The organism is Rhodococcoides sp. S146-33 (assembly GCF_059489205.1).
In genome coordinates, this window is record NZ_JCAJWY010000001.1 from 511,590 (window position 1) to 530,871 (window position 19,282).

General features: G+C 63.8%; 16 protein-coding genes. 5 read left to right on the forward strand and 11 right to left on the reverse strand.

The features are described from left to right. Positions 1 to 104: 104 nt before the first annotated feature. The gene (locus AC5WEY_RS02445; protein ID WP_495644552.1) at positions 105 to 1,793 is read right to left on the reverse strand and encodes an AMP-binding protein; all 1,689 of its coding nucleotides are present in this window, start codon (positions 1,791 to 1,793) and stop codon (positions 105 to 107) included. Positions 1,794 to 1,897: 104 nt separating this feature from the next. Between AC5WEY_RS02445 and AC5WEY_RS02450 the strand changes: the two genes are divergently transcribed. Beyond that, positions 1,898 to 2,371, forward strand: coding sequence for a DUF3995 domain-containing protein (locus AC5WEY_RS02450; RefSeq protein WP_200936671.1), 474 nt, complete (start codon positions 1,898 to 1,900; stop codon positions 2,369 to 2,371). On the opposite strand, the gene AC5WEY_RS02455 is transcribed toward AC5WEY_RS02450, so the two are convergent. Genes AC5WEY_RS02455 through AC5WEY_RS02475 form a run of 5 tightly spaced genes read right to left on the reverse strand, consistent with a single transcriptional unit; the run spans position 2,368 to position 7,676 of the window. After that, the gene (locus AC5WEY_RS02455) at positions 2,368 to 3,474 is read right to left on the reverse strand and encodes an ABC transporter ATP-binding protein (protein WP_032374789.1); all 1,107 of its coding nucleotides are present in this window, start codon (positions 3,472 to 3,474) and stop codon (positions 2,368 to 2,370) included. The genes AC5WEY_RS02450 and AC5WEY_RS02455 overlap by 4 nt on opposite strands. 11 nt (positions 3,475 to 3,485) lie before the next feature. Then, positions 3,486 to 4,355 carry a carbohydrate ABC transporter permease gene (locus tag AC5WEY_RS02460; protein WP_037171082.1) on the reverse strand — a complete coding sequence of 290 codons (870 nt, stop codon included), beginning with the start codon at positions 4,353 to 4,355 and terminating at the stop codon, positions 3,486 to 3,488. After that, positions 4,355 to 5,305, reverse strand: coding sequence for a carbohydrate ABC transporter permease (locus AC5WEY_RS02465; protein ID WP_057479597.1), 951 nt, complete (start codon positions 5,303 to 5,305; stop codon positions 4,355 to 4,357). Before AC5WEY_RS02465 ends, AC5WEY_RS02460 begins: the two co-directional genes overlap by 1 nt. Beyond that, positions 5,302 to 6,654, reverse strand: coding sequence for an ABC transporter substrate-binding protein (locus tag AC5WEY_RS02470; RefSeq protein ID WP_442971034.1), 1,353 nt, complete (start codon positions 6,652 to 6,654; stop codon positions 5,302 to 5,304). The genes AC5WEY_RS02465 and AC5WEY_RS02470 overlap by 4 nt, the downstream gene beginning before the upstream one ends. Then, entirely contained in the window at positions 6,651 to 7,676 is a 1,026-nt protein-coding gene (locus AC5WEY_RS02475; protein WP_057479595.1) for a sugar-binding transcriptional regulator, read from the reverse strand. Before AC5WEY_RS02475 ends, AC5WEY_RS02470 begins: the two co-directional genes overlap by 4 nt. Before the next feature lie 115 nt (positions 7,677 to 7,791). On the opposite strand from AC5WEY_RS02475, the gene AC5WEY_RS02480 reads away from it, so the two are divergent. Next, positions 7,792 to 8,814: an NAD(P)-dependent alcohol dehydrogenase gene (locus AC5WEY_RS02480; protein WP_495645508.1), complete on the forward strand. Its 1,023-nt coding sequence runs from the start codon at positions 7,792 to 7,794 to the stop codon at positions 8,812 to 8,814. Then, entirely contained in the window at positions 8,811 to 10,286 is a 1,476-nt protein-coding gene (locus tag AC5WEY_RS02485; RefSeq protein ID WP_495644553.1) for a mannitol dehydrogenase family protein, read from the forward strand. Before AC5WEY_RS02480 ends, AC5WEY_RS02485 begins: the two co-directional genes overlap by 4 nt. Here the strand turns inward: AC5WEY_RS02485 and AC5WEY_RS02490 are convergent. After that, a complete protein-coding gene (locus tag AC5WEY_RS02490) occupies positions 10,270 to 10,935 on the reverse strand; it encodes a potassium channel family protein (RefSeq protein ID WP_495644554.1) in 666 nt (221 codons plus the stop codon). The genes AC5WEY_RS02485 and AC5WEY_RS02490 overlap by 17 nt on opposite strands. Then, positions 10,928 to 12,241 carry a TrkH family potassium uptake protein gene (locus AC5WEY_RS02495; protein WP_495645509.1) on the reverse strand — a complete coding sequence of 438 codons (1,314 nt, stop codon included), beginning with the start codon at positions 12,239 to 12,241 and terminating at the stop codon, positions 10,928 to 10,930. The genes AC5WEY_RS02490 and AC5WEY_RS02495 overlap by 8 nt, the downstream gene beginning before the upstream one ends. Before the next feature lie 287 nt (positions 12,242 to 12,528). Here AC5WEY_RS02495 and AC5WEY_RS02500 point away from each other — a divergent pair, with 287 nt between their 5' ends. Next, positions 12,529 to 13,797, forward strand: coding sequence for a sensor domain-containing phosphodiesterase (locus AC5WEY_RS02500; RefSeq protein ID WP_495644555.1), 1,269 nt, complete (start codon positions 12,529 to 12,531; stop codon positions 13,795 to 13,797). 16 nt (positions 13,798 to 13,813) lie between these two features. On the opposite strand, the gene AC5WEY_RS02505 is transcribed toward AC5WEY_RS02500, so the two are convergent. From AC5WEY_RS02505 to AC5WEY_RS02515, 3 genes are all read right to left on the reverse strand, one after another. Then, the gene (locus AC5WEY_RS02505; protein ID WP_495645510.1) at positions 13,814 to 14,956 is read right to left on the reverse strand and encodes an L-talarate/galactarate dehydratase; all 1,143 of its coding nucleotides are present in this window, start codon (positions 14,954 to 14,956) and stop codon (positions 13,814 to 13,816) included. A 128-nt stretch (positions 14,957 to 15,084) separates the two neighbouring features. Further along, complete coding sequence (locus AC5WEY_RS02510) at positions 15,085 to 16,038, reverse strand: 2-hydroxyacid dehydrogenase (RefSeq protein WP_495644556.1); 954 nt, start codon at positions 16,036 to 16,038, stop codon at positions 15,085 to 15,087. Then, positions 16,038 to 17,384 (reverse strand): enolase C-terminal domain-like protein, encoded by a 1,347-nt coding sequence (locus AC5WEY_RS02515; RefSeq protein WP_495644557.1) that lies wholly within the window; start codon positions 17,382 to 17,384, stop codon positions 16,038 to 16,040. Before AC5WEY_RS02515 ends, AC5WEY_RS02510 begins: the two co-directional genes overlap by 1 nt. A gap of 286 nt (positions 17,385 to 17,670) precedes the next feature. Between AC5WEY_RS02515 and AC5WEY_RS02520 the strand changes: the two genes are divergently transcribed. Further along, positions 17,671 to 19,269: an aldehyde dehydrogenase (NADP(+)) gene (locus AC5WEY_RS02520; protein ID WP_495644558.1), complete on the forward strand. Its 1,599-nt coding sequence runs from the start codon at positions 17,671 to 17,673 to the stop codon at positions 19,267 to 19,269. Positions 19,270 to 19,282: the final 13 nt, after the last annotated feature.

A 19,282-nucleotide genomic window follows, 5' to 3' on the forward strand; every position in this document is an offset into this window, starting at 1 on the left:
TACGGCAACCGAACCCCGCGCGCCCGCACCAACTCACCTGAGCGTCCACAATTGGCCTCGAAAAGCAGGATCCCGCCTCCGCAGGCAAATAGTGGACAGTCACATCACTTCTTCAGCGCGGGGAACTGGTCGTCACGCCACTCGGTTTCCAGCGGTCCGACGGCCGCGTCCTCACGGGCGCGCAACTCGACGCGTCGGATCTTCCCCGAGATGGTTTTCGGCAGTTCGAAGAACTCGATACGCCGAACGCGCAGGAACGGTGCCAGGTGCTCGCGGGCATACTTCAGGATCTCGAATGCCGTGTCCTCGTTCGGTTCCCAGCCCGACGCCAATGCCACATACGCCTTGGGGACGGCCAGTCGTGTCTCGTCGGGAGCCGGCACGACGGCCGCCTCGGCCACTGCGGGGTGTTCGATGAGCACACTTTCGAGCTCGAACGGCGAGATCTTGTAATCGGAGGCTTTAAAGACGTCGTCGGTGCGGCCGACGTAGGTGATGTACCCCTCGGAGTCCCGTGAGGCGACGTCGCCGGTGTGGTAGTAGCCGTCGGCCATGACGGCGGCGTTGCGCTCGGGGTCACCGAGGTAGCCGGTCATCAGGTTGAACGGCCGCTGTGCCAGGTCGAGGCAGATCTCACCCTCGTCGGCGAGTTCGCCGGTGGTGGGGTCGACGATCACGACGGGAACGCCGGGCAGTGGCCGGCCCATCGAACCGGACTTGAGTACCGCGCCGGGCGTATTGGCCACCAGCGCAGTGGTTTCCGTCTGTCCGAATCCGTCGCGAATGTTCAGACCCCACTCCCGTTGCACCGTGGAGATCACTTCGGGATTGAGTGGTTCACCGGCACCGATTGCCTCGCGGAGTGAACCGCCACCACCGGCGAGGTCAGCTTGAATCAGCATGCGCCACACAGTCGGTGGTGCACAGAAGGTCGTCACCTCGGCGCGGCGGATCTGCTCGAGCAGCGCCTTCGCGTCGAACTTGCCGTAGTTGTAGATGAAGATGGTGGCCTCGGCGATCCACGGCGCAAAGAAGCAGCTCCACGCGTGTTTGGCCCAACCGGGAGAGCTGATGTTCAGGTGCACATCGCCGGGGCGAAGCCCGAGGAAGTACATCGTGCTCAGATGTCCTACGGGATACGAGATCTGAGTGTGTTCGACGAGCTTGGGCTTGCTGGTGGTGCCGGAGGTGAAGTACATCAACAGGCGGTCGTCGGGCGCAGTGACGGACTCGAACGGCCGAGCCTCGACAGAACGAGCCTCGGCATAGTCGATCCAACCTTCACAGGCCGACGTGGCGATGCGAAGGTAGTCGCCCGGAACGCCGTCGAATTTGCCGGTGTCCGAGGGGTTCACGATCACGGCGCGGGCAGTGCCGCGCACCACTCGATCGGTCAGATCAGCGGGCCCGATGGCCGTGGTGGTCGGCATCAGCACGGCGCCGAGTTTCATCACTGCGAGCATCGACTCCCAGAGTTCCACCTGGTTACCGAGCATCAGGATCACCGAGTCGCCGCGACCGATTCCCTGTTGCTCGAGCCATCGCGCCACCTGGTCGGAGCGACGAGCGATGTCGTCGAAGCTGTATTTGGCCTCGCTGCCGTCTTCCTCGACGATCCACAGCGCAGTGCCGTCGTTGCCGCGGGCGATCGCGTCGAACCAGTCGATCGCCCAGTTGAACGTCTCACCGAACGACGGCCACTCGAAGGTCGACACGGCTCGGTCGTACTCGCCGTACGCGTCCAGCAGTAGATCGCGAGCGTTCCTGAATGCCGTGTATGCCGTGTCGGCCATGTTTCCTCCTGCGCCTGTGATGCCCATCACCGCCACGGTAGGGGAGATGAACAATCCATCGCTACCCCTGAACGGGGGTAACAACTCCGCTAGCCTCGATTCCCGTGGCCATCAGATACTTCGCGATCGCATGCGCATTGGGGATAGTCCACGCCGCGTTTTCCGGCTATTGGGCCGCAGGTGGACGTTGGATGCTCGACACCGTCGGTGCCTTCGCCACCGAGTGGGTCGACTCCGAACCGGCAACGGCACGAACGGCACTGCTGGTCCTTGCACTGGTCAAACTCGCCGCGGCCATTCTTCCGGCCCTCGCATACATGAACCGCCCACGGCTGGCAGCACAGAACCGGGCCAGGGTGCCGTCGTTGGTTCTCGGCATATCCTGGCCCGGTTCGGTACTGCTGATTCTCTGGGGCGGAGCATCGTTCGTCGGGGCGGTGATCGGGTTGGTCGTCTCGGACGAGAACCGAGGCGTCAAATTCGGTCACCTGTTCTTCGACGGCATCTTTTTGCTCTGGGGCGCAGCGCTTCTGACGGCACTGATCCTGTCCAGAAAAGCCGCGTACCAACCGCGCTAGATCCGTTCGCCCGTCTCCGGGTGGAAGAGATGGATCGCACCGTCGAGTCGCGTCAGTCCGATGCTCTCGCCGATCTTGGCGGGCGCACGCACTGCCGAACGCGCGACCAACGACACGGGTCCCCCGTCGAGACCCTTGACCTTCGGGTCGTCCAGGTGGGCGTAGAGATAGGACTCGCTGCCGAGTTCCTCGATCAGATCGACCTTGCCCTCGAAGCCTTCACCGCCGCCGTGCACGATGCCGAGCTGCTCCGGTCGTAGCCCGACGGTGACGTTGTCGAGGCCGAGGCTCGCGAGCTTGGTGAGCTCGTCGCGTTCGAGAGGCAGCAGGAAGCTGCCGATCTGCACGCCGCCCGAGCCGATGGGCACCGTCATCAGGTTCATTGCCGGTGAACCGATGAAGCCGGCCACGAACGCATTGACGGGGTTGTCGTACAGGTCTGTGGGAGAGGCGAACTGCTGCAATTTGCCGCCGCGCAGCACGGCAACTCGATCACCCATGGTCATGGCCTCGACCTGGTCGTGAGTGACGTAGACCGTCGTGGTGCCGAGCCGACGCTGCAACGCCGCGATCTGCGTACGCGTCTGGACGCGCAGTTTCGCGTCGAGGTTGGACAGCGGCTCGTCCATGCAGAACACCTGCGGTTCACGAACGATGGCGCGCCCCATGGCAACTCGCTGACGCTGGCCACCCGAGAGCTTGCCGGGCTTGCGATCCAGGTACTCGGTGAGATCGAGGATCTTCGCGGCCTCGGCCACCTTCTTGGTGCGTTCCTCGAGGGACACACCGCGCATCTTCAGTGCGAATCCCATGTTCTCCCCGACGGTCTTGTTGGGGTAGAGCGCGTAGTTCTGGAACACCATCGCGATGTCGCGGTCCTTCGACGGCACACCCACCATGTTCTTGCCACCGATCTCGATGGCACCACCGTCGATCTCCTCGAGGCCGGCGAGCATCCGCAGTGCGGTGGACTTGCCGGAGCCGGAAGGCCCGACCAGCACGACGAATTCGCCGTCCTGGATGTCGAGGTCGAGTGAATCGACGGCGAGCTTGTCGGCACCTTCGTAGACGCAGGATGCCTTCTTGTACGTGATTGCAGCCATGAGACTTTCTCCTACTTGATTGCGCCGAAGGACAGACCGCGCACGAGCTTGTTCTGCGCGAACCATCCGGCAAGGACGACGGGAAGTGCTGCGAACGTCGCAGCAGCGGAAAGCTGGGCCCAGTACAGGCCCTGGCCGGTGATGAATCCGACGAGGTACACCGGAATCGTCTGGGCCTGAACGGCAGTGAGGTTGACGGCGAAGAAGAACTCGTTCCACGAGAAGATCACGCAGATGAGCGACGTCGCCGCGATGCCGGGCGAGACGAGCGGCAGGATCACCTCACGCACCGAGGTCCACAGCGACGCTCCGTCCATGCTCGCGGCCTCGAGCAGCTCGCTCGGCACCTCGAGGAAGAACGAGCGCATCATCCACACGGCGATGGGAAGATTCATCGCGGTATACAACACGACCAAGGTCCAGATGTTGTCCAACATTCCGATGTCGCCGACGATGACGTACAGCGGGACAATCGCCGCGACGACCGGGAGCATCTTGGTGGAGATGAAGAAGAACAGCACGTCCTTCGTCTTCTTGACCGGACGCAGCGACAGCGCGAAGGCGGCCGGAACACCCAGCAGCAGAACGAAGATCGTCGAGACGACCGTCGCGAATGCCGAGTTCAGCAACGTGGTGCCGATGCCGCTCTCGAGGACCCCGCGGTATTGATCGAGGGTCGGGGTGAAGAACAGCTTCGGCGGATCGGAGTATGCGTCGGCCTCCTGTTTGAAGCCCGTGAGGACCATCCACAGCACCGGGAAGAAGAACGCTATGCCGGCGACCCAGGCCACGAAGGACCAGATCGAACCCGGTCCCCACTTGCTCTTGCGCTTGATCGGCGCGGCGTCGGTCGACTTCTTGTCTACAGTTGCGGTGCTCATCACGCAGCCTCCTCGGTTCCGCTGAAGCTCTTGAAGATCAGTCTCAGCGCCAGGGTGCTGACGATGATGGTGGCGACCACAGTGACGACGCCCATGGCCGCGGCCTGACCGATGTCGAAGCCGAGGAACGCGCGCTGATAGATGTAGAAGGGCAGGTTCGCGCTGGCCACACCCGGTCCGCCCGAGGTCATCATGTAGACGGCGTCGAAGGTGTTGACGAGGTAGATGGCCCCGAGAACGGCACCGAGCTCGATGAATCGGCGCAGGTGCGGGAGGGTGAGCTCACGGAAGAGCTTGATCGGGCCCGCACCGTCGACCCGTGCTGCTTCGGCAATGTCTTTCGGCATGGACTGCAGGCCGGCGAGGATGAGCAGCATCATGAACGGGGTCCACTGCCAGATAAGGTTCGCCATGACGGCAGGCAGCGGGTAACGCGAGACCCAGTCGATCTGATCGACACCGAACGGGCTCAGCGCAAAGTTGATCAGGCCGAAGACTGGATCGAACATCGTGGTCTTCCAGATCAGTGCGCCGGCCACCGGGGTGATCAGGAACGGTGTGATCAGCAAAGTGCGGATCAGACTGCGGCCGATGAACTTACGGTCCAGAAGCAGCGCCAGGAACAACCCGAGAACCACCGAGATGATGACGGTTCCGACGATCATGATCACCGTGTTCAGGGCGACCTCACGGAACTGGCTGTCCTGGAATACCGCGACGTAGTTGTTGAGCCAGTTGAACTTCTGCGAACCCGGTCGAACGAGGTTCCACGACTGCGTCGAGTAGTACAGCGTGAACAGGAACGGGACCTGGGTGACCAGAATGGCGAACACCATGGCCGGCAGCAGCGGGCCGCGGCGACGCCACCCTTCCGCCTTCGAGATCGTTCTCGGTCTCGGTACGAATTCCTCGGAATCGGTCTGCGCCGATCGTGTTTCGGTGGTGGTCATCCCTGGCCCTCCTGGTACGTCTTGCCGACCACTTCGGCGTACTGCTGCGCTTGTTCGAGCGCGTCCTGGACGCTGATTCGCCCTGCCACTGCGGCGCTGATCTGCTGGCTGACGCGGGTCCCCAGGTCCTGGAACTCGGGAATGGTCAGGAACTGCACTCCGGTGTACGGAACCGGATCGACCGTCGGATTGTTGGGATCGGCGCCGTTGATGGAATCGAGGGTGACCTGACCGTAGGCCGCGGAGGCTTCCTCGTACTCGGGAATCTCGTAGGTCGACAGCCGGCTACCGGGAGGCACTCGCTCCCAACCCAATTCGTTGCCAACCTTGTTCAGGTACTCCTTGCTGGTCATCCACGAGACGAACTTCCATGCGTCGTCCGGGTTTTCGGACGTCTTCGGGATACCGAGTGCCCAGGAGTACAGCCACCCGTTGTCACCCTTGACCGCCGACGGGGCCTTGGCGTAGCCGATCTTGCCGACGACATTGCTCGACGTGGGGTCCTCCAGGACCGACACTGCCGACGTCGCGTCGTACCACATCGCGGTGTTTCCCTGCGAGAGCTGCGTACCGCACTCGCTGAAACCACTTGTCGCTGCACCGGCTTGACCGTGCTCACGTACCAGGTCGACGTAGAACTGCACGGCCTGTTCCACCTCTGGGCTGTTCAGCTGCGCGTTCCAGTTCTCGTCGAACCACCGTCCGCCGAAGGCGTTGATGACGGTGTCGAGTGGTGCCAGAACCTCACCCCAACCGGGCTTTCCGCGCAGGCAGATACCCGAGACGTCCGGGCTGTCGAGCTTCGCTGCGGCGTCGGCGACCTGCTGCCAGGTGGGCTCCTCGGGCATCGTGATGCCTGCGGCCTCCATCAGATCCTTGCGGTACATCAGGAACGACGACTCACCGTAGAACGGCACCGAGTACATGCTGCCCTCGTAGGACAGCGATTCCTTCAACGTCGGGATGAAATCGTCCTCGTCGTATCCCGGAGTGGCGTCGGCATATTCGGAAAGGTTGGTCAACCAACCGTTCTCGGCCCACTGCGGAGTCTCGAAGTTGCTGATCATGACCACGTCGAACTCACCGCCGCCGGTCGCCACCGAGGCCGTGATCTTGGCACGAGCCTCGTTCTCCGACAGCGACACGAACTTCAGATTGATACCCGGGTTCTCCGCCTCGAACTCCGGAGCGAGGGAAATGGCATCGGACATCTGCGAATTCGAGACGATCGCAACGGTGATCGTCTTGCCATCACCGTCACCACCGAACGAGCCGGCACCGGCACATCCGGACAGCACCAAGGTTGTCGCGAGCGACGCCGCGACAGCCACTTTCGGTAAAACCCTCACTGAAATACCTTTCCATTGGAGGTCGCCGTTGCAGGAGCGTGCGCAACGAGCCAACGTGCACTTTCGATATCGGTGACCAAGATCGACGCCAGGCCACCGCGCAACGCACCGAGCAGCGCTTCGTGTTTACGTTGTCCGCCCGTGACGAGCACGGCCCGATCGCAGGCTCTGATGGCATCGAGTCCTACCGACACGGTTCGGCCGGGGAGCGATCCGCCGGTGTCTTTGCCGTCTGCGTCGTAGAACCGTCCGCCGATCTCGCCGACCGCACCGAGGCGGCGCAGTTCGTCGAGCACCTCGAGGTCGATGAAGCTGCCCTCGAACAGCGTGGTGGACGTGGAGACGGGACCGATGCCGTACATCATCACATCGGCATCGGTCCCGGACTTGAGGGCGCGCGAGATCACCGAATCCTGCTCCAACGCAACCACTGTCGCCTGATCGGCGTACAGCGGAGCGTTGAGCCTGATCGGCGTCGCCTGCAGGTAGGCAGCGCACCGGCCGAGCGTGTACTCGACACCGGTCTGATAGTCGGCCGAGGTGATGGAACCGTCGAGTTGCACCACTGCAGCACATTTGGTGGACCTGGTCTTGAGTGAACTCGCGACGGCCACCGTTTCGGGCCCCCACGTGAACCCGAGAACGTCACGATCCTTGAGCCGACGGGAGAGCAACGTCGCTGCCGCGCGGCCGAGGGATCCATAACCGGAGTCCGTACCGTCGATGACGTCCGAGACGACAAGAACCTCGGTCAGGCCGAACTTCGCTTCGAGCTCTCGCTCGATGTCAGCATGGACGGTGCCCTGCAGATCGTCGGGGACATTGATCTCGATCGTCACGAGCCCTTGGGAACGGGCACGAGCGACCAGCCGTCCTGCCGTAGGGCGCGAAACTCCGAGCTTCACGGCGATCTCGGCCTGCGTGGCACCTTCGAGGTGGTACATGGTTGCGGCGCGCAGAGCCAGCCGAAGATCCTCTCCGGACCGCGCGGACTTCGCCCCGCCGGGCTCCGATCCGTCCATGACGCCTCCTGAATAGTGAGCAGATGCTCAGCTCGTGTTCATCTGCTCACTAAGCTAACATTAAGGTGTGATCCACACAACACCCCCTCGCGATCAGCGACCCGTGCCACAGTCCATGCAGGCCAGCGTGCTCACCGGCGTGCACGAGATCCGACTCGAACAGCGACCCGTCCCCACACCTGCATCCGACGAGGTCCTCGTGCAGGTCACGGCGGTGGGAGTCTGCGGTTCCGATGCGCACTACTACCGCGAAGGACGGATCGGCGACCACGTCGTGAACGGCCCCCTGGTACTCGGACACGAAGCTGCGGGCGTCATCGTGGCCGTGGGCTCCGCCGTCTCCGACACTCGCGTCGGCCGGCGCGTCTCCATCGAGCCGCAACGACCCGATCCCACCAGCGCCCCATCCCGCGCAGGCCGTTACAACCTGTGCCCGGCCATGGAGTTCTTCGCGACCCCGCCCATCGACGGCGCGCTCGCGGAGTACGCATTGATCCAATCGACCTTCGCCCACGACGTTCCCGACACCATCTCCGACGAGGCCGCAGCGCTCTTCGAGCCCCTGTCCGTGGGCATCGCATCGGCGCAGAAGGCGCGTATCTCGGCCGGTTCGAGCGTGCTCATCGCGGGCGCGGGTCCCGTCGGGATCGTCACTGCGCAGGTGGCCCGCGCATTCGGTGCCACCGAGGTGATCGTCACCGACATCGACGCGTCCCGCCGGGCCAACGCCACAAGATTCGGAGCGACGCGCGTGGTCGACCCCGCCGCGGAGGACGTCCGTGCCCTGTCGGTCGATGCCTTCGTCGACGCATCCGGTGCCGCGCGCGCCGTGTTCGACGGCATCCACGCAGTCCGGCCGGCCGGCACAGTCGTCCTCGTCGGCATGGGCGGATCCGACTACCCTCTGCCTATCTCGGTGATTCAGAACCGAGAACTGGTGCTCACCGGCGTATTTCGATACGCCAACACCTGGCCGATCGCACGGTCGCTGGTGGCGTCGGGCATGGTGGATCTCGACGCGATGGTGACGGCGCGGTTCGGACTCGACGGCGTCGAGGACGCGTTGAACGCCGACAGAGAACCCGGAAGCATCAAAGCCGTGGTCATTCCAGGACTTTCGAAGGAGACGAACGCATGAAGTTGAACTCGCAGAACCTCGCAGACTTCATCGAGGACGTCGCGGTTCCGACGTACGATCGGTCCGAGGTGACGGTGGGCATAGTGCATTTCGGTGTCGGCGGCTTCCATCGAGCGCACCAGGCGATGTACGTCGACCGTCTGCTGCAGCAAGGGCAAGCGATGGACTGGGGAATCTGTGGTGTCGGGGTACTGCCCGGAGACCGTCGCATGAACGACGTCATGCACGCACAGGACTGCCTGTACACGTTGGCGCTCAAGCATTCCGACGGAACCTGGGACACCCGCGTCATCGGTTCCATCGTCGAGTACCTCTTCGCTCCGGACGACGCAGAGGCCGTGATCGAGAAGATGGCGGCCGACACCACGAAGATCGTCTCGCTCACCATCACCGAGGGCGGCTACAACTTCTCCGCCACCACCGGCGAGTTCGACTCGAACAATCCGGCCATCGTCGCCGATCTTGCCGACGGAGCCATTCCGGCAACCACTTTCGGACTTGTCATCGAGGCGCTGGCTCGACGCAAGGATCGCGGACTGAAGCCGTTCACCATCATGTCCTGCGACAACATCGAGGGTAACGGTCATATGGCGCAGTCGACGTTCACGACGTTCGCGCGCCTGAAGGACCCGGCGTTGGCCGAGTGGATCGAGACCGAAGGCGCGTTCCCCAATTCGATGGTCGATCGCATCACGCCGGTCACGACACCGGAGGTGACCGAACAGCTTTCACTGCGATACGCGATCGACGACCAGTGGCCCGTCGCCGGTGAGCCCTTCACACAATGGGTGCTCGAGGACAACTTCACCCTCGGTCGTCCGCCGTTGGAGGACGTGGGCGTGCAGGTGGTGGAAGACGTCACCCCCTACGAGCTGATGAAGCTGCGGTTGCTCAATGCCAGTCATCAGGCGCTCGCGTACTTCGGTTACCTCAGCGGATATCGCCTCGTCCACGAGGTATGCCAGGATTCGCTGTTCTCGGATTTCCTGCTCGCATACATGGACAACGAGGCGACGCCGACGCTGCAACCGGTCCCCGGCATCGATCTCGGCGACTACAAGCGCACCCTGATCGAGCGGTTCTCGAACCCCGAGATCCGCGATACCGTCGCGCGTCTGTGTGCCGAGTCCTCGGATCGAATCCCCAAGTGGCTCTTGCCCGTCATCCGCAAGAATCTGGAGACCGGCGGCGAGATCACCCGCTCCACCGCTGTCGTGGCGAGCTGGGCCCGCTACGCCGAGGCCGTCGACGAGTCCGGCGAGCCCATCGAGATCGTCGATCAGCTGAAAGATTCACTGGTACCGATCGCGCAGAGTCAGCGCGAGAACCCCACGGCGTTCATCGCCAACCGCGCAGTGTTCGGAGACCTGATCGACAACGAACGCTTCGTCGCCGAGTACACGACACAGCTTGCATCACTGCAGGAGAAGGGCGCTCGAGCAACCCTCGAGTCGCTCAGGTCAGCTCACTGAATCGTTCGGTGTCGCGGACTTGGCCGGAGACGATGACGGTATCTCCCGCGGCGATGACCGTGTCGGCCGTGGCGTAGGTGAATCCTTCGCCCGGTCGTTTGATCGCCACGACTGTGACGTGATACTTGGTGCGGATCACCGTTTCGCCCAACGGTTTACCGATGACCGCCTCGGGCGGTGATGTCTTGACCATCGCGAAGCCGTCGTCGAATTCGATGTAGTCCATCATCCGTCCACGTACCAGGTGAGCTACTCGCTTACCCATGTCGTGCTCGGGCCGGACAACGTGGTGGACGCCGATCTGGTCGAGAATCTTGGCGTGCGCGTTGCTCAGGGCCTTGGCCCAGATCGTCGACATCGACAGGTTCACCAGAGCCGATGCGGTGAGCAGGCTCGCTTCGAGATTGGACCCGATACCCACGACGGCGCGGTCGTACTCGTGCACCGACAGTTGCCGAAGCGACTCCTCGTCGGTGGTATCGGCAACCACGGCGTGCGTCAATCGGTCTGCGACGCGCTGCACGACGGCCTCGTCGCTGTCGATACCGAGCACCTCGACTCCCTGGTCCATCAGCTCCAGGGCCAGAGACTTTCCGAAGCGGCCGAGACCGAGTACGACGACGACATCGGAGGACGGTTTCCTAGCCAATGAACGGCCTTTCCGTGGGGAGCGTGTAGCGCCGTCCGCGATCGCGGGCGGCGAGGGCACTGACCAGAGTGATGGAACCGACGCGGCCCAGGTACATCAGGACGATCAGAATCACCTGGCCCCAGCCCGGCAACTGTGCAGTGATTCCGGTGGACAGGCCTACCGTCGCGAATGCCGAGACGACCTCGAACAGGAGCACGTCGAGATCGAAGTTCGTGCCGGCCAACAGCGCCATCACCGGCAGCATGACCAACGCGACCCCGATCAATGCGACGGTCAGCGCCTGACGCTGCACGCGCGCATCGATTCGGCGACCGAACACCGACACCTCCCGGTCACCCCGGATCTCGGCCAGGATGACGAACAGCAACAGTGCGAACGTCGTGACCTTGATGCCACCCGCCGTACCGCCGCTGCCACCACCGATGAACATGAGGACGTCGGTGACCAACAGGGTCGCGTTGTCCACATCCGCATAGTCGACACTGTTGAATCCTGCAGTGCGCGGCATGATCCCCTGGAACGTCGCGACGAGCATCTTGTCCCAGAAGCCGAATCCGCCCAGCGTCCGTGACCACTCGAAGAGCAGCACCACCGTCGGTCCGACGACCAGGAGAACACCGGTGACGGACAGCGTCATTCGGGTATGCAGCGTCCAGCGCTTGCGGGACCGGACGCCGCGGGCATGCGCGCGGAGGTGACGCGCGATCTCGAAGAGAACCGGAAATCCGATGCCGCCCAACACGACCGCGATCAGCAGTGGCACACAGATCCACGGGTCCGTGGCGAACCCGATCATGTTGTCGCTGAACAGAGCGAATCCGGCGTTGTTGAACGCCGATACGGCATGAAAGATCCCCAGCCACAGTGCGCGACCGGGCGGCTCGTCGTAGCCGATGACAAAGCGCGCCGCCAAACAGAGCGCGACCACACTCTCGATGATCAGACTGGTGCGGAACACCCCGACGACAACACTCCTGACGTCGCCCAGCCCCGAGGTGCGTACCTCGGCGGCCGCGTTGAGCCTGCCTCGCAACCCGATTCGATCGGCCAAGATCAGTCCGACCAACGACGCGATCGTCATGATCCCGAATCCACCGATCTGAATCAGACCGAGTATCACTCCCTGCCCGAAGCCCGACCAGTACACCGGGGTGTCCACCACGATCAGTCCCGTCAGACTGACGGCCGATGTCGAGGTGAACAACGCCTGCAGAATATCGGTGTCGTACCCGGGCATGGTGGCCGCCGGAATCATCAGCACGCCTGCACCGGCGACCATGGCGAGTGCGAAACCTGTCGCCATGACCCGGAGCGGCGTCGGTCTGAAGATCGCGGACCATCGCGATGCCGGGAGAGCGTCTGTCACTCGGGAGACAGTACTGTGCGCTCCGCGATGTGGTGTGGCGAAACCCGCGGGTTGTTCCGCAAGCTCCACTCCTAGGTGCCGCCAGGGTCACCCAACCGCGCCACTGCTTATGGCACGAGCCCACCCGGTGGTGATCTGCACGTCGTCGGGTCGAACGGCCACCAGGCGGGTACCGTCGAAATCGAGCTGAAACTGATTGTTCGATCGCGACGAAGGACACCTTCATGCCGGACGACGCTGTGCGCGAGCGTTCCTCGCACGAGGCGATTTCCTCTGCCCTCGCCGATGTGAACGCCGTCCGCCCGGTGTTCCAACCCGTGATCGAACTCGGCACCGGAACAGTCCTCGGATACGAGGCTCTGGCGCGATGGCCCGAGTGGCCCTTACTGGACCTGGATTCCGTGTTTTCGACGGCCGCAGATCTGGGTGTGGTGGACGATCTCGACTGGGCGTGTCGCACCGGCGCGGTCGACGCAGCACTCGCTGCAGGGATGGCACAGGAACTCTGTTTGTTCGTCAACGTGGAACCCCATACCGCGACCGGACCGACCGACGCCGCCAAGCGCGCGTTCGCAGCAGCCGAAGGCCGATTTTCCGTGGTGCTCGAGTTGACAGAGAGGTCTCTGCTGGCCGATCCCGCAGTGTTGTTGGCCGTGGTCGCCGACGGCCGGCGGGCAGGATGCCGCATTGCTCTCGACGACATCAGCGTGCATCCGGACACGGTCACCATGCTCGAGTTCGTCGCACCGGACATCATCAAGCTCGACCGTTCGTTGGTCCAGCAAGATCCGAATCGCGCGCAGGCGCGCGTGATCGCCGCGGTACGTGCGCATTCCGAGGCGACCGGAGCAACTGTTCTGGCAGAGGGCATCGAAAACGACGAACACCTCGCCCGCGCTCACTCGCTCGGGGCGGCATTGGGCCAGGGATGGCTGTTCGGAAGGCCCGGTCCGCTGCCCGAGTCGGTGCGGACCGCACCGGGTGCACTGTCGATTCTGAGCGAGCCCGTTGCGAACTCCGGTCTGGTCCCGAACCTGCCATCGGATCTGTTCGAGCTCGTGGCTCCGTCGATCGGTACCAAAGCCTTCATCCGCGCCATTTCGCGCCAAATCGAGGACCACGCCCGCGATACCAACGATTCGCTGGCCCTCATGTCCACCTTCCAGCACACGCGATGGTTCAGCCCGCCCGTCGCCGAGCAGTACGCGCGGCTGGCCACCAAGCACGCATTCGTCGCGGCCGTGGGCGTCGGTTTGGGAGGTGAACCTGCGCCGGGTGTGCGCGGAGCAGATCTCGACCCCACGGAGGAGTTCACCCGAGAGTGGACGATCACCGCGGTAGGTCAGCACTACTTCTCGGCGCTCATTGCCCGCGATCTGGGCGATACGGACTGCGCCGACGCGGACCGTCGATTCGAGTTCGTGCACACGCACAATCGGCAACTCGTCGTCGCCGCAGCCAGATCGCTCATGCGCCGCATAATTCCCGTGTGACCGGGGTTGGTATCGGCTACCGCACCACAGCCTTCGCAACGGTCCAGGCACGTCCCTGCTCGCTCAACCTGAAACCCAGACCCGGGCGCGCAGACAGATGCATCCGGCCGTCTCGGGTCTCGAGGTGCTCGTCGAACAGCGGGTCCAACCAATCGAAGTGCTCCACCCACGTCTGCAGGGGATACACCGCGGCGAGGTGCAGGTGAATTTCCATCGCAAAGTGCGGGGCCAGTTGCAGGTTGTGGTGCTCGGCGAGTGCGGCCAACTTCAGGAACTGCGTGATGCCGCCGATGCGGGGAGCGTCGGGCTGCAGGATGTCGACCGATCCGGCCTCGATGAGCCGCACGTGCTCGCCGACACTGGCCAGCATCTCCCCCGTCGCGATGGAGGTGTCGAGGCTGCGAGCGAGCTGTGCGTGCCCCTCGGCGTCGTAGGCGTCGAGGGGTTCTTCGATCCAGACGAGATCGAATTGCTCCAGTATTCGACCCATGCGCTGGGCCGTCGGGCGGTCCCACTGCTGGTTGGCGTCCACCATCAGCGGGACGTCGTCGCCGAGAAACTCGCGCAACGCGGTGACGCGGTCGATGTCGGTTCGCCAATCCGGCTGCCCCACCTTGATTTTGATGCCCCCGATGCCGTTCGACAGCGACATCGCAGCGTTCTCGATGACCTCCTCGATCGGGGTGTGCAGAAAGCCGCCGGAAGTGTTGTACGTCTGCACCGAATCGCGCGAAGAGCCGATCAGCTTAGCCAGTGGTAGCCCGGCCCGCTTGGCTTTGAGATCCCACAGCGCGATGTCGATCGCGGCAATCGCCTGCGTCGCAACGCCGCTGCGGCCGACCGAGGCACCGGCCCACACCAGCTTGGTCCAGATCTTGCCGATATCGTTCGGGTCCTCGCCGATGAGAACCGGGGCGACTTCCTGGGCATGAGCGAACTGAGCCGGACCGCCTGCGCGCTTGGAGTATCCGAAACCGATTCCCTCATGCCCCTGTTCGGTACGTATTTCGGCAAACAGGAACACCACCTCGGTCATCGGCTTCTGACGGCCGGTGAGCACCTTGGCGTCGCTGATCGGATTCTTCAGCGGTAGCACGATCGAGGACACCGTGACCTCGGCGATACGGTCGGTGCTCGCAGCCCCGGGGGAGAGTGCCATCATGGCTGCATTCGGGGCAGTGAGGCCGCTGGTCGGTTTGTCTGTGCCGATGGTCATCTGCAACTCCTGAATCGTCGGTTACGTTGACCCCCAGACTATTTCGATCACCAATGCCGGTCCAACACCATTTACCGGCGAATCGATGCCGCCAGTGCATCGATGTTCGACGCAATATCGGCGACCCGGCCCACGAACGTGTGATGCGTGACGCCCGACGAGTGAGGAGTCATCAGCACGTTGTCCAGGTCGCGGAAGGGTAAGGAACTGGGTTCCCCCACCCCGTCCGGGCTTGGGTAGCGGTACCAGACGTCGATCGCTGCCGCGGCTATCTCGTTGCGCGACAACGCGTCGAACAGTGCTTGTTCCTGCACCAGGGGTCCACGACCTACGTTCACGAGCACCCCGTCGCCGCCGAGCCTGCCCAGTTCTTCCGCACCGATCATGCCGCTGGTGTGCTCGTTCAGCGGCGCGGACACCACCAGTACATCGGCGAACTCGGCAAGTTTCCTCAAATCCCCTGTATCCGAGACCCACTCGAGCCCTTCGTCCGGAGCCCGCCCGCTCCCGGTGACCGCAGCACCGGTGGCCCCGTACGCCTGAAACAGTTGCCAGGTTCGCCGGCCTATGTGACCGAACCCGACGAAGCCGATGCGAGCACCACTCAGCGACAACGGTTGCGGAATGCTCGGGTCGTACACAGCAGTGGCGAACAGCCCTGTACGGAGCGCGCGATCCTGCTCCAGGAACTTACGTCGCAACATGACCGTAGCCGCCACGACGTACTCGGCGATCGACTGCTCGTGATGAAAGGTGTTGCACACCTGCACATCGGGGCCCAATCCAGAACGATCGACGTTGTCCGTTCCGGCACCGGCCACGTGCACCATACGCAATTTCGGCGCTGCGGCACCCATCGCCGCACTGAATTTGCCGCCGACGTACACGTCCGCGTCACAAAGTTCTTCTAAGACCCGACCCTCGTCGAACGGCACGCACCAGATCACCTGAGCCTCGGCGGGCAGGCCCGCCTCGAACTGCTCCCGATGCGGGAGCACATTGCGGTCTCCGACGACTATCTTCACTAGCGCACCAGGGCCGGCCGCTTGCTGTCGAACGTCCATCCCTCGATCAAGTACTGCATACCGATGGAATCGTCACGGGAGCCGAGACCTTCCTTCTGGTAAAGCTCGTGCGCCGCATCTATCTGCTCGAAGTCGAGTTCGACACCCAGGCCCGGTTTGTCGGGCACCGTGAGGTAGCCGTCCTCGATCGCGAACGGCTCCTTGGTCACTCGCTGCCCGTCCTGCCAGATCCAGTGAGTGTCGATGGCGGTGATCGTCCCGGGCGCGGCTGCCGCAACGTGGGTGAACATGGCCAGTGAGACATCGAAGTGGTTGTTGGAGTGCGAACCCCACGTCAAACCCCACGCATCACATAGTTGAGCAACGCGGACCGAACCGGCCATCGTCCAGAAGTGGGGGTCGGCAAGTGGGATGTCCACGGCACCGGACCGGATGGTGTGGCCCATCTCGCGCCAGTCGGTGGCGATCATGTTGGTGGCGGTCTGCAATCCGGTGGCGCGCTTGAATTCCGTCATCACCTCACGTCCGGAGAAGCCACCCTCCGGCCCGACGGGGTCTTCGGCGTAGGCCAGCACGTCGCGCAGTCCACGACACGTCTCGATCGCGTCCTTCAGCAGCCAACCACCGTTGGGATCCAACGTGATTCGGGCCTCCGGGAATCGCTCGGCCAGAGCGCGCACCGCGGCAGCCTCCTCGGCTGCCGGCAGCGCACCACCCTTCAGTTTGAAGTCCTGGAATCCGTAGCGCGCCTGCGCAGCCTCGGCGAGGCGCACGATCGACTCGGGATCCATTGCCTCCTCGTGCCTGATACGCATCCAGTCATCGGCCCCAGCGGCCTCGTCGGCTGCACCGCGGTAGGCGAGGTCGGTCTTGTTCCGATCGGCCACGAAGAACAGATAGCCGAGAGCTTGGACCTTGTCGCGCTGCTGACCGTCTCCCAACAGCGCTGCGACGCTGACGCCGAGGTGTTGACCCAACAGGTCGAGCAAGGCCGATTCCACCGCGGTCACCGCATGGATCGCGACCCGCAGATCGAAGGTCTGTGCTCCGCGGCCGCCGGAGTCACGGTCGGCGAACGCACGACGCATCTCGGCCAACACAGCGTTGTAGCGGCCGATCCCCTGGCCCTCGACCAACGAACGAGCGTCCTCGAGAGTCTGCCGAATCGCCTCTCCGCCCGGCACTTCGCCGACGCCGATGCGCCCGTCCGAGTCGGTGAGCACCACCAAGTTGCGGGTGAAATACGGGGCGTGAGCGCCGCTGAGGTTCAGCAACATGTCGTCCTGCCCCGCGATCGGAATCACGCGCATCTCGGTGACGACGGGTGTGCTGGTGTGGACGTTCATGTCCGGCCTTTCTCGTACGCCATCGGTGACTCGGCTCACACGACAGTAGAAGTCCTGGTCGATTCCTGTCCAAGACCATCTACGCATCGAGTGATGCAGTAACGGTATCGCTGGCGTCAGCGTGGGCTCATCGACCCAGGCAGTGAGATCGATACCGATGCTGAATCAAAGGCGACATCTTTTGACTTGGACATGTATCGATGGGCCTTCTACCGTGGTGAGCTATGAGCCAGGTCACGGCCTGGCGTCAGTGCACGCACCGCATCACAGCCCTAGGAGTGACCGCATGACAGCGTCGACGACACAGTCCACCAATCTCACCGGCCGGATGATCATCGCCGGTGTGCCGGTCTTCGGTGGCGGCACGCAGATTCACGGTATCGACCCCAGCACCGGCGCGAAGCTCGAACCCGCCTACGGTCACGGCGACAATACGGACGTCGAGAAGGCCTGCGCCGCCGCAGCCGAAGCATTCGCCGACTACCGTGCGACCTCATCGGAGACCCGGGCACAGTTTCTCGACACCATCGCGGACAACATCGCGGCCCTCGGCGACACGCTGATCGAGCGCACCGTCGCCGAATCGGGACTGCCGCTGGCTCGCATCACCGGCGAGGTGGGCCGCACCACCGGGCAGCTCCGCTTGTTCGCTTCGGTTCTGCGCGAGGGTAGTTGGAACGGTGCCCGCATCGATCCGGCCCAGCCCGAGCGCACGCCACTCCCCCGCGCCGACATTCGCCAGCGGCAGATTCCGTTGGGACCGGTTGCCGTGTTCGGAGCCAGTAACTTCCCGCTCGCCTTCTCCGTCGCCGGCGGCGACACCGCCTCTGCTCTCGCTGCCGGGTGTCCGGTGATCGTCAAGGCGCACGATGCGCATCCAGGAACGTCCGAACTGGTGGGACGCGCCATCACCGATGCCGTCACCTCCACCGGAATGCCCTCGGGCACATTCTCTCTGCTGTTCGGCTCCGGCCGCGGACTCGGCACCGCTCTGGTCACCGACCCTCGCATCAAGGCAGTCGGATTCACCGGATCACGCTCGGGTGGAACAGCTCTGGTCACCGCAGCAGCCGGTCGGCGTGAGCCCATCCCGGTGTATGCGGAGATGAGCTCCATCAACCCGGTGTTCGTCATGGACGGCGCTCTCGACACCCGTGGAGCCGAACTCGGCCGCGCTTTCGTCGCATCGCTGACGATGGGCTCGGGTCAGTTCTGCACCAACCCCGGTCTCGTCATCGCCGTCGACGGGCCCGGACTGCGGTCCTTCACCGAGGCAGCGACGACAGCGGTACAGAAATCCGCCCCCACCACGATGCTGACCCCGAACATCGCGTCGAGTTACGCGGACGGCGTCGCCACGCTGTCCGACGCGGTCACCGAGATCGCCCGAGGCACCGACTCCGAGGGCCCGAACGCCTGCCGCGCAGCGTTGTTCGAGACCGACGCCGATACGTTCCTCACGTCCGAGGCGGCGCAGGCCGAGGTGTTCGGTGCATCGAGTCTCATCGTTCGCTGCACCGACACACAGCAGGTTCGCGACGTCGCGACGCTGTTGGAAGGGCAGCTGACCGCCACCGTCCATGCCGACGAGTCCGATCACGCGGATGCCGGCAAGCTGCTGTCGGTACTCGAACTCAAGGCCGGCCGCATCCTGTTCGACGGTTGGCCCACCGGCGTCGAGGTCGGTCACGCGATGGTGCACGGCGGCCCCTTCCCCGCCACCTCCAACTCCCGCACGACCTCGGTCGGATCACTTGCCATCGAACGCTTCCTGCGTCCCGTGTCCTACCAGGACGTGCCGACATCGTTGCTACCCAGCGCAATTGCCGACGGCAATCCCGACGGGATCTTCCGCCGCATCGACGGCCAGCTCACCCAAGACTGACTCACCCCGCCCA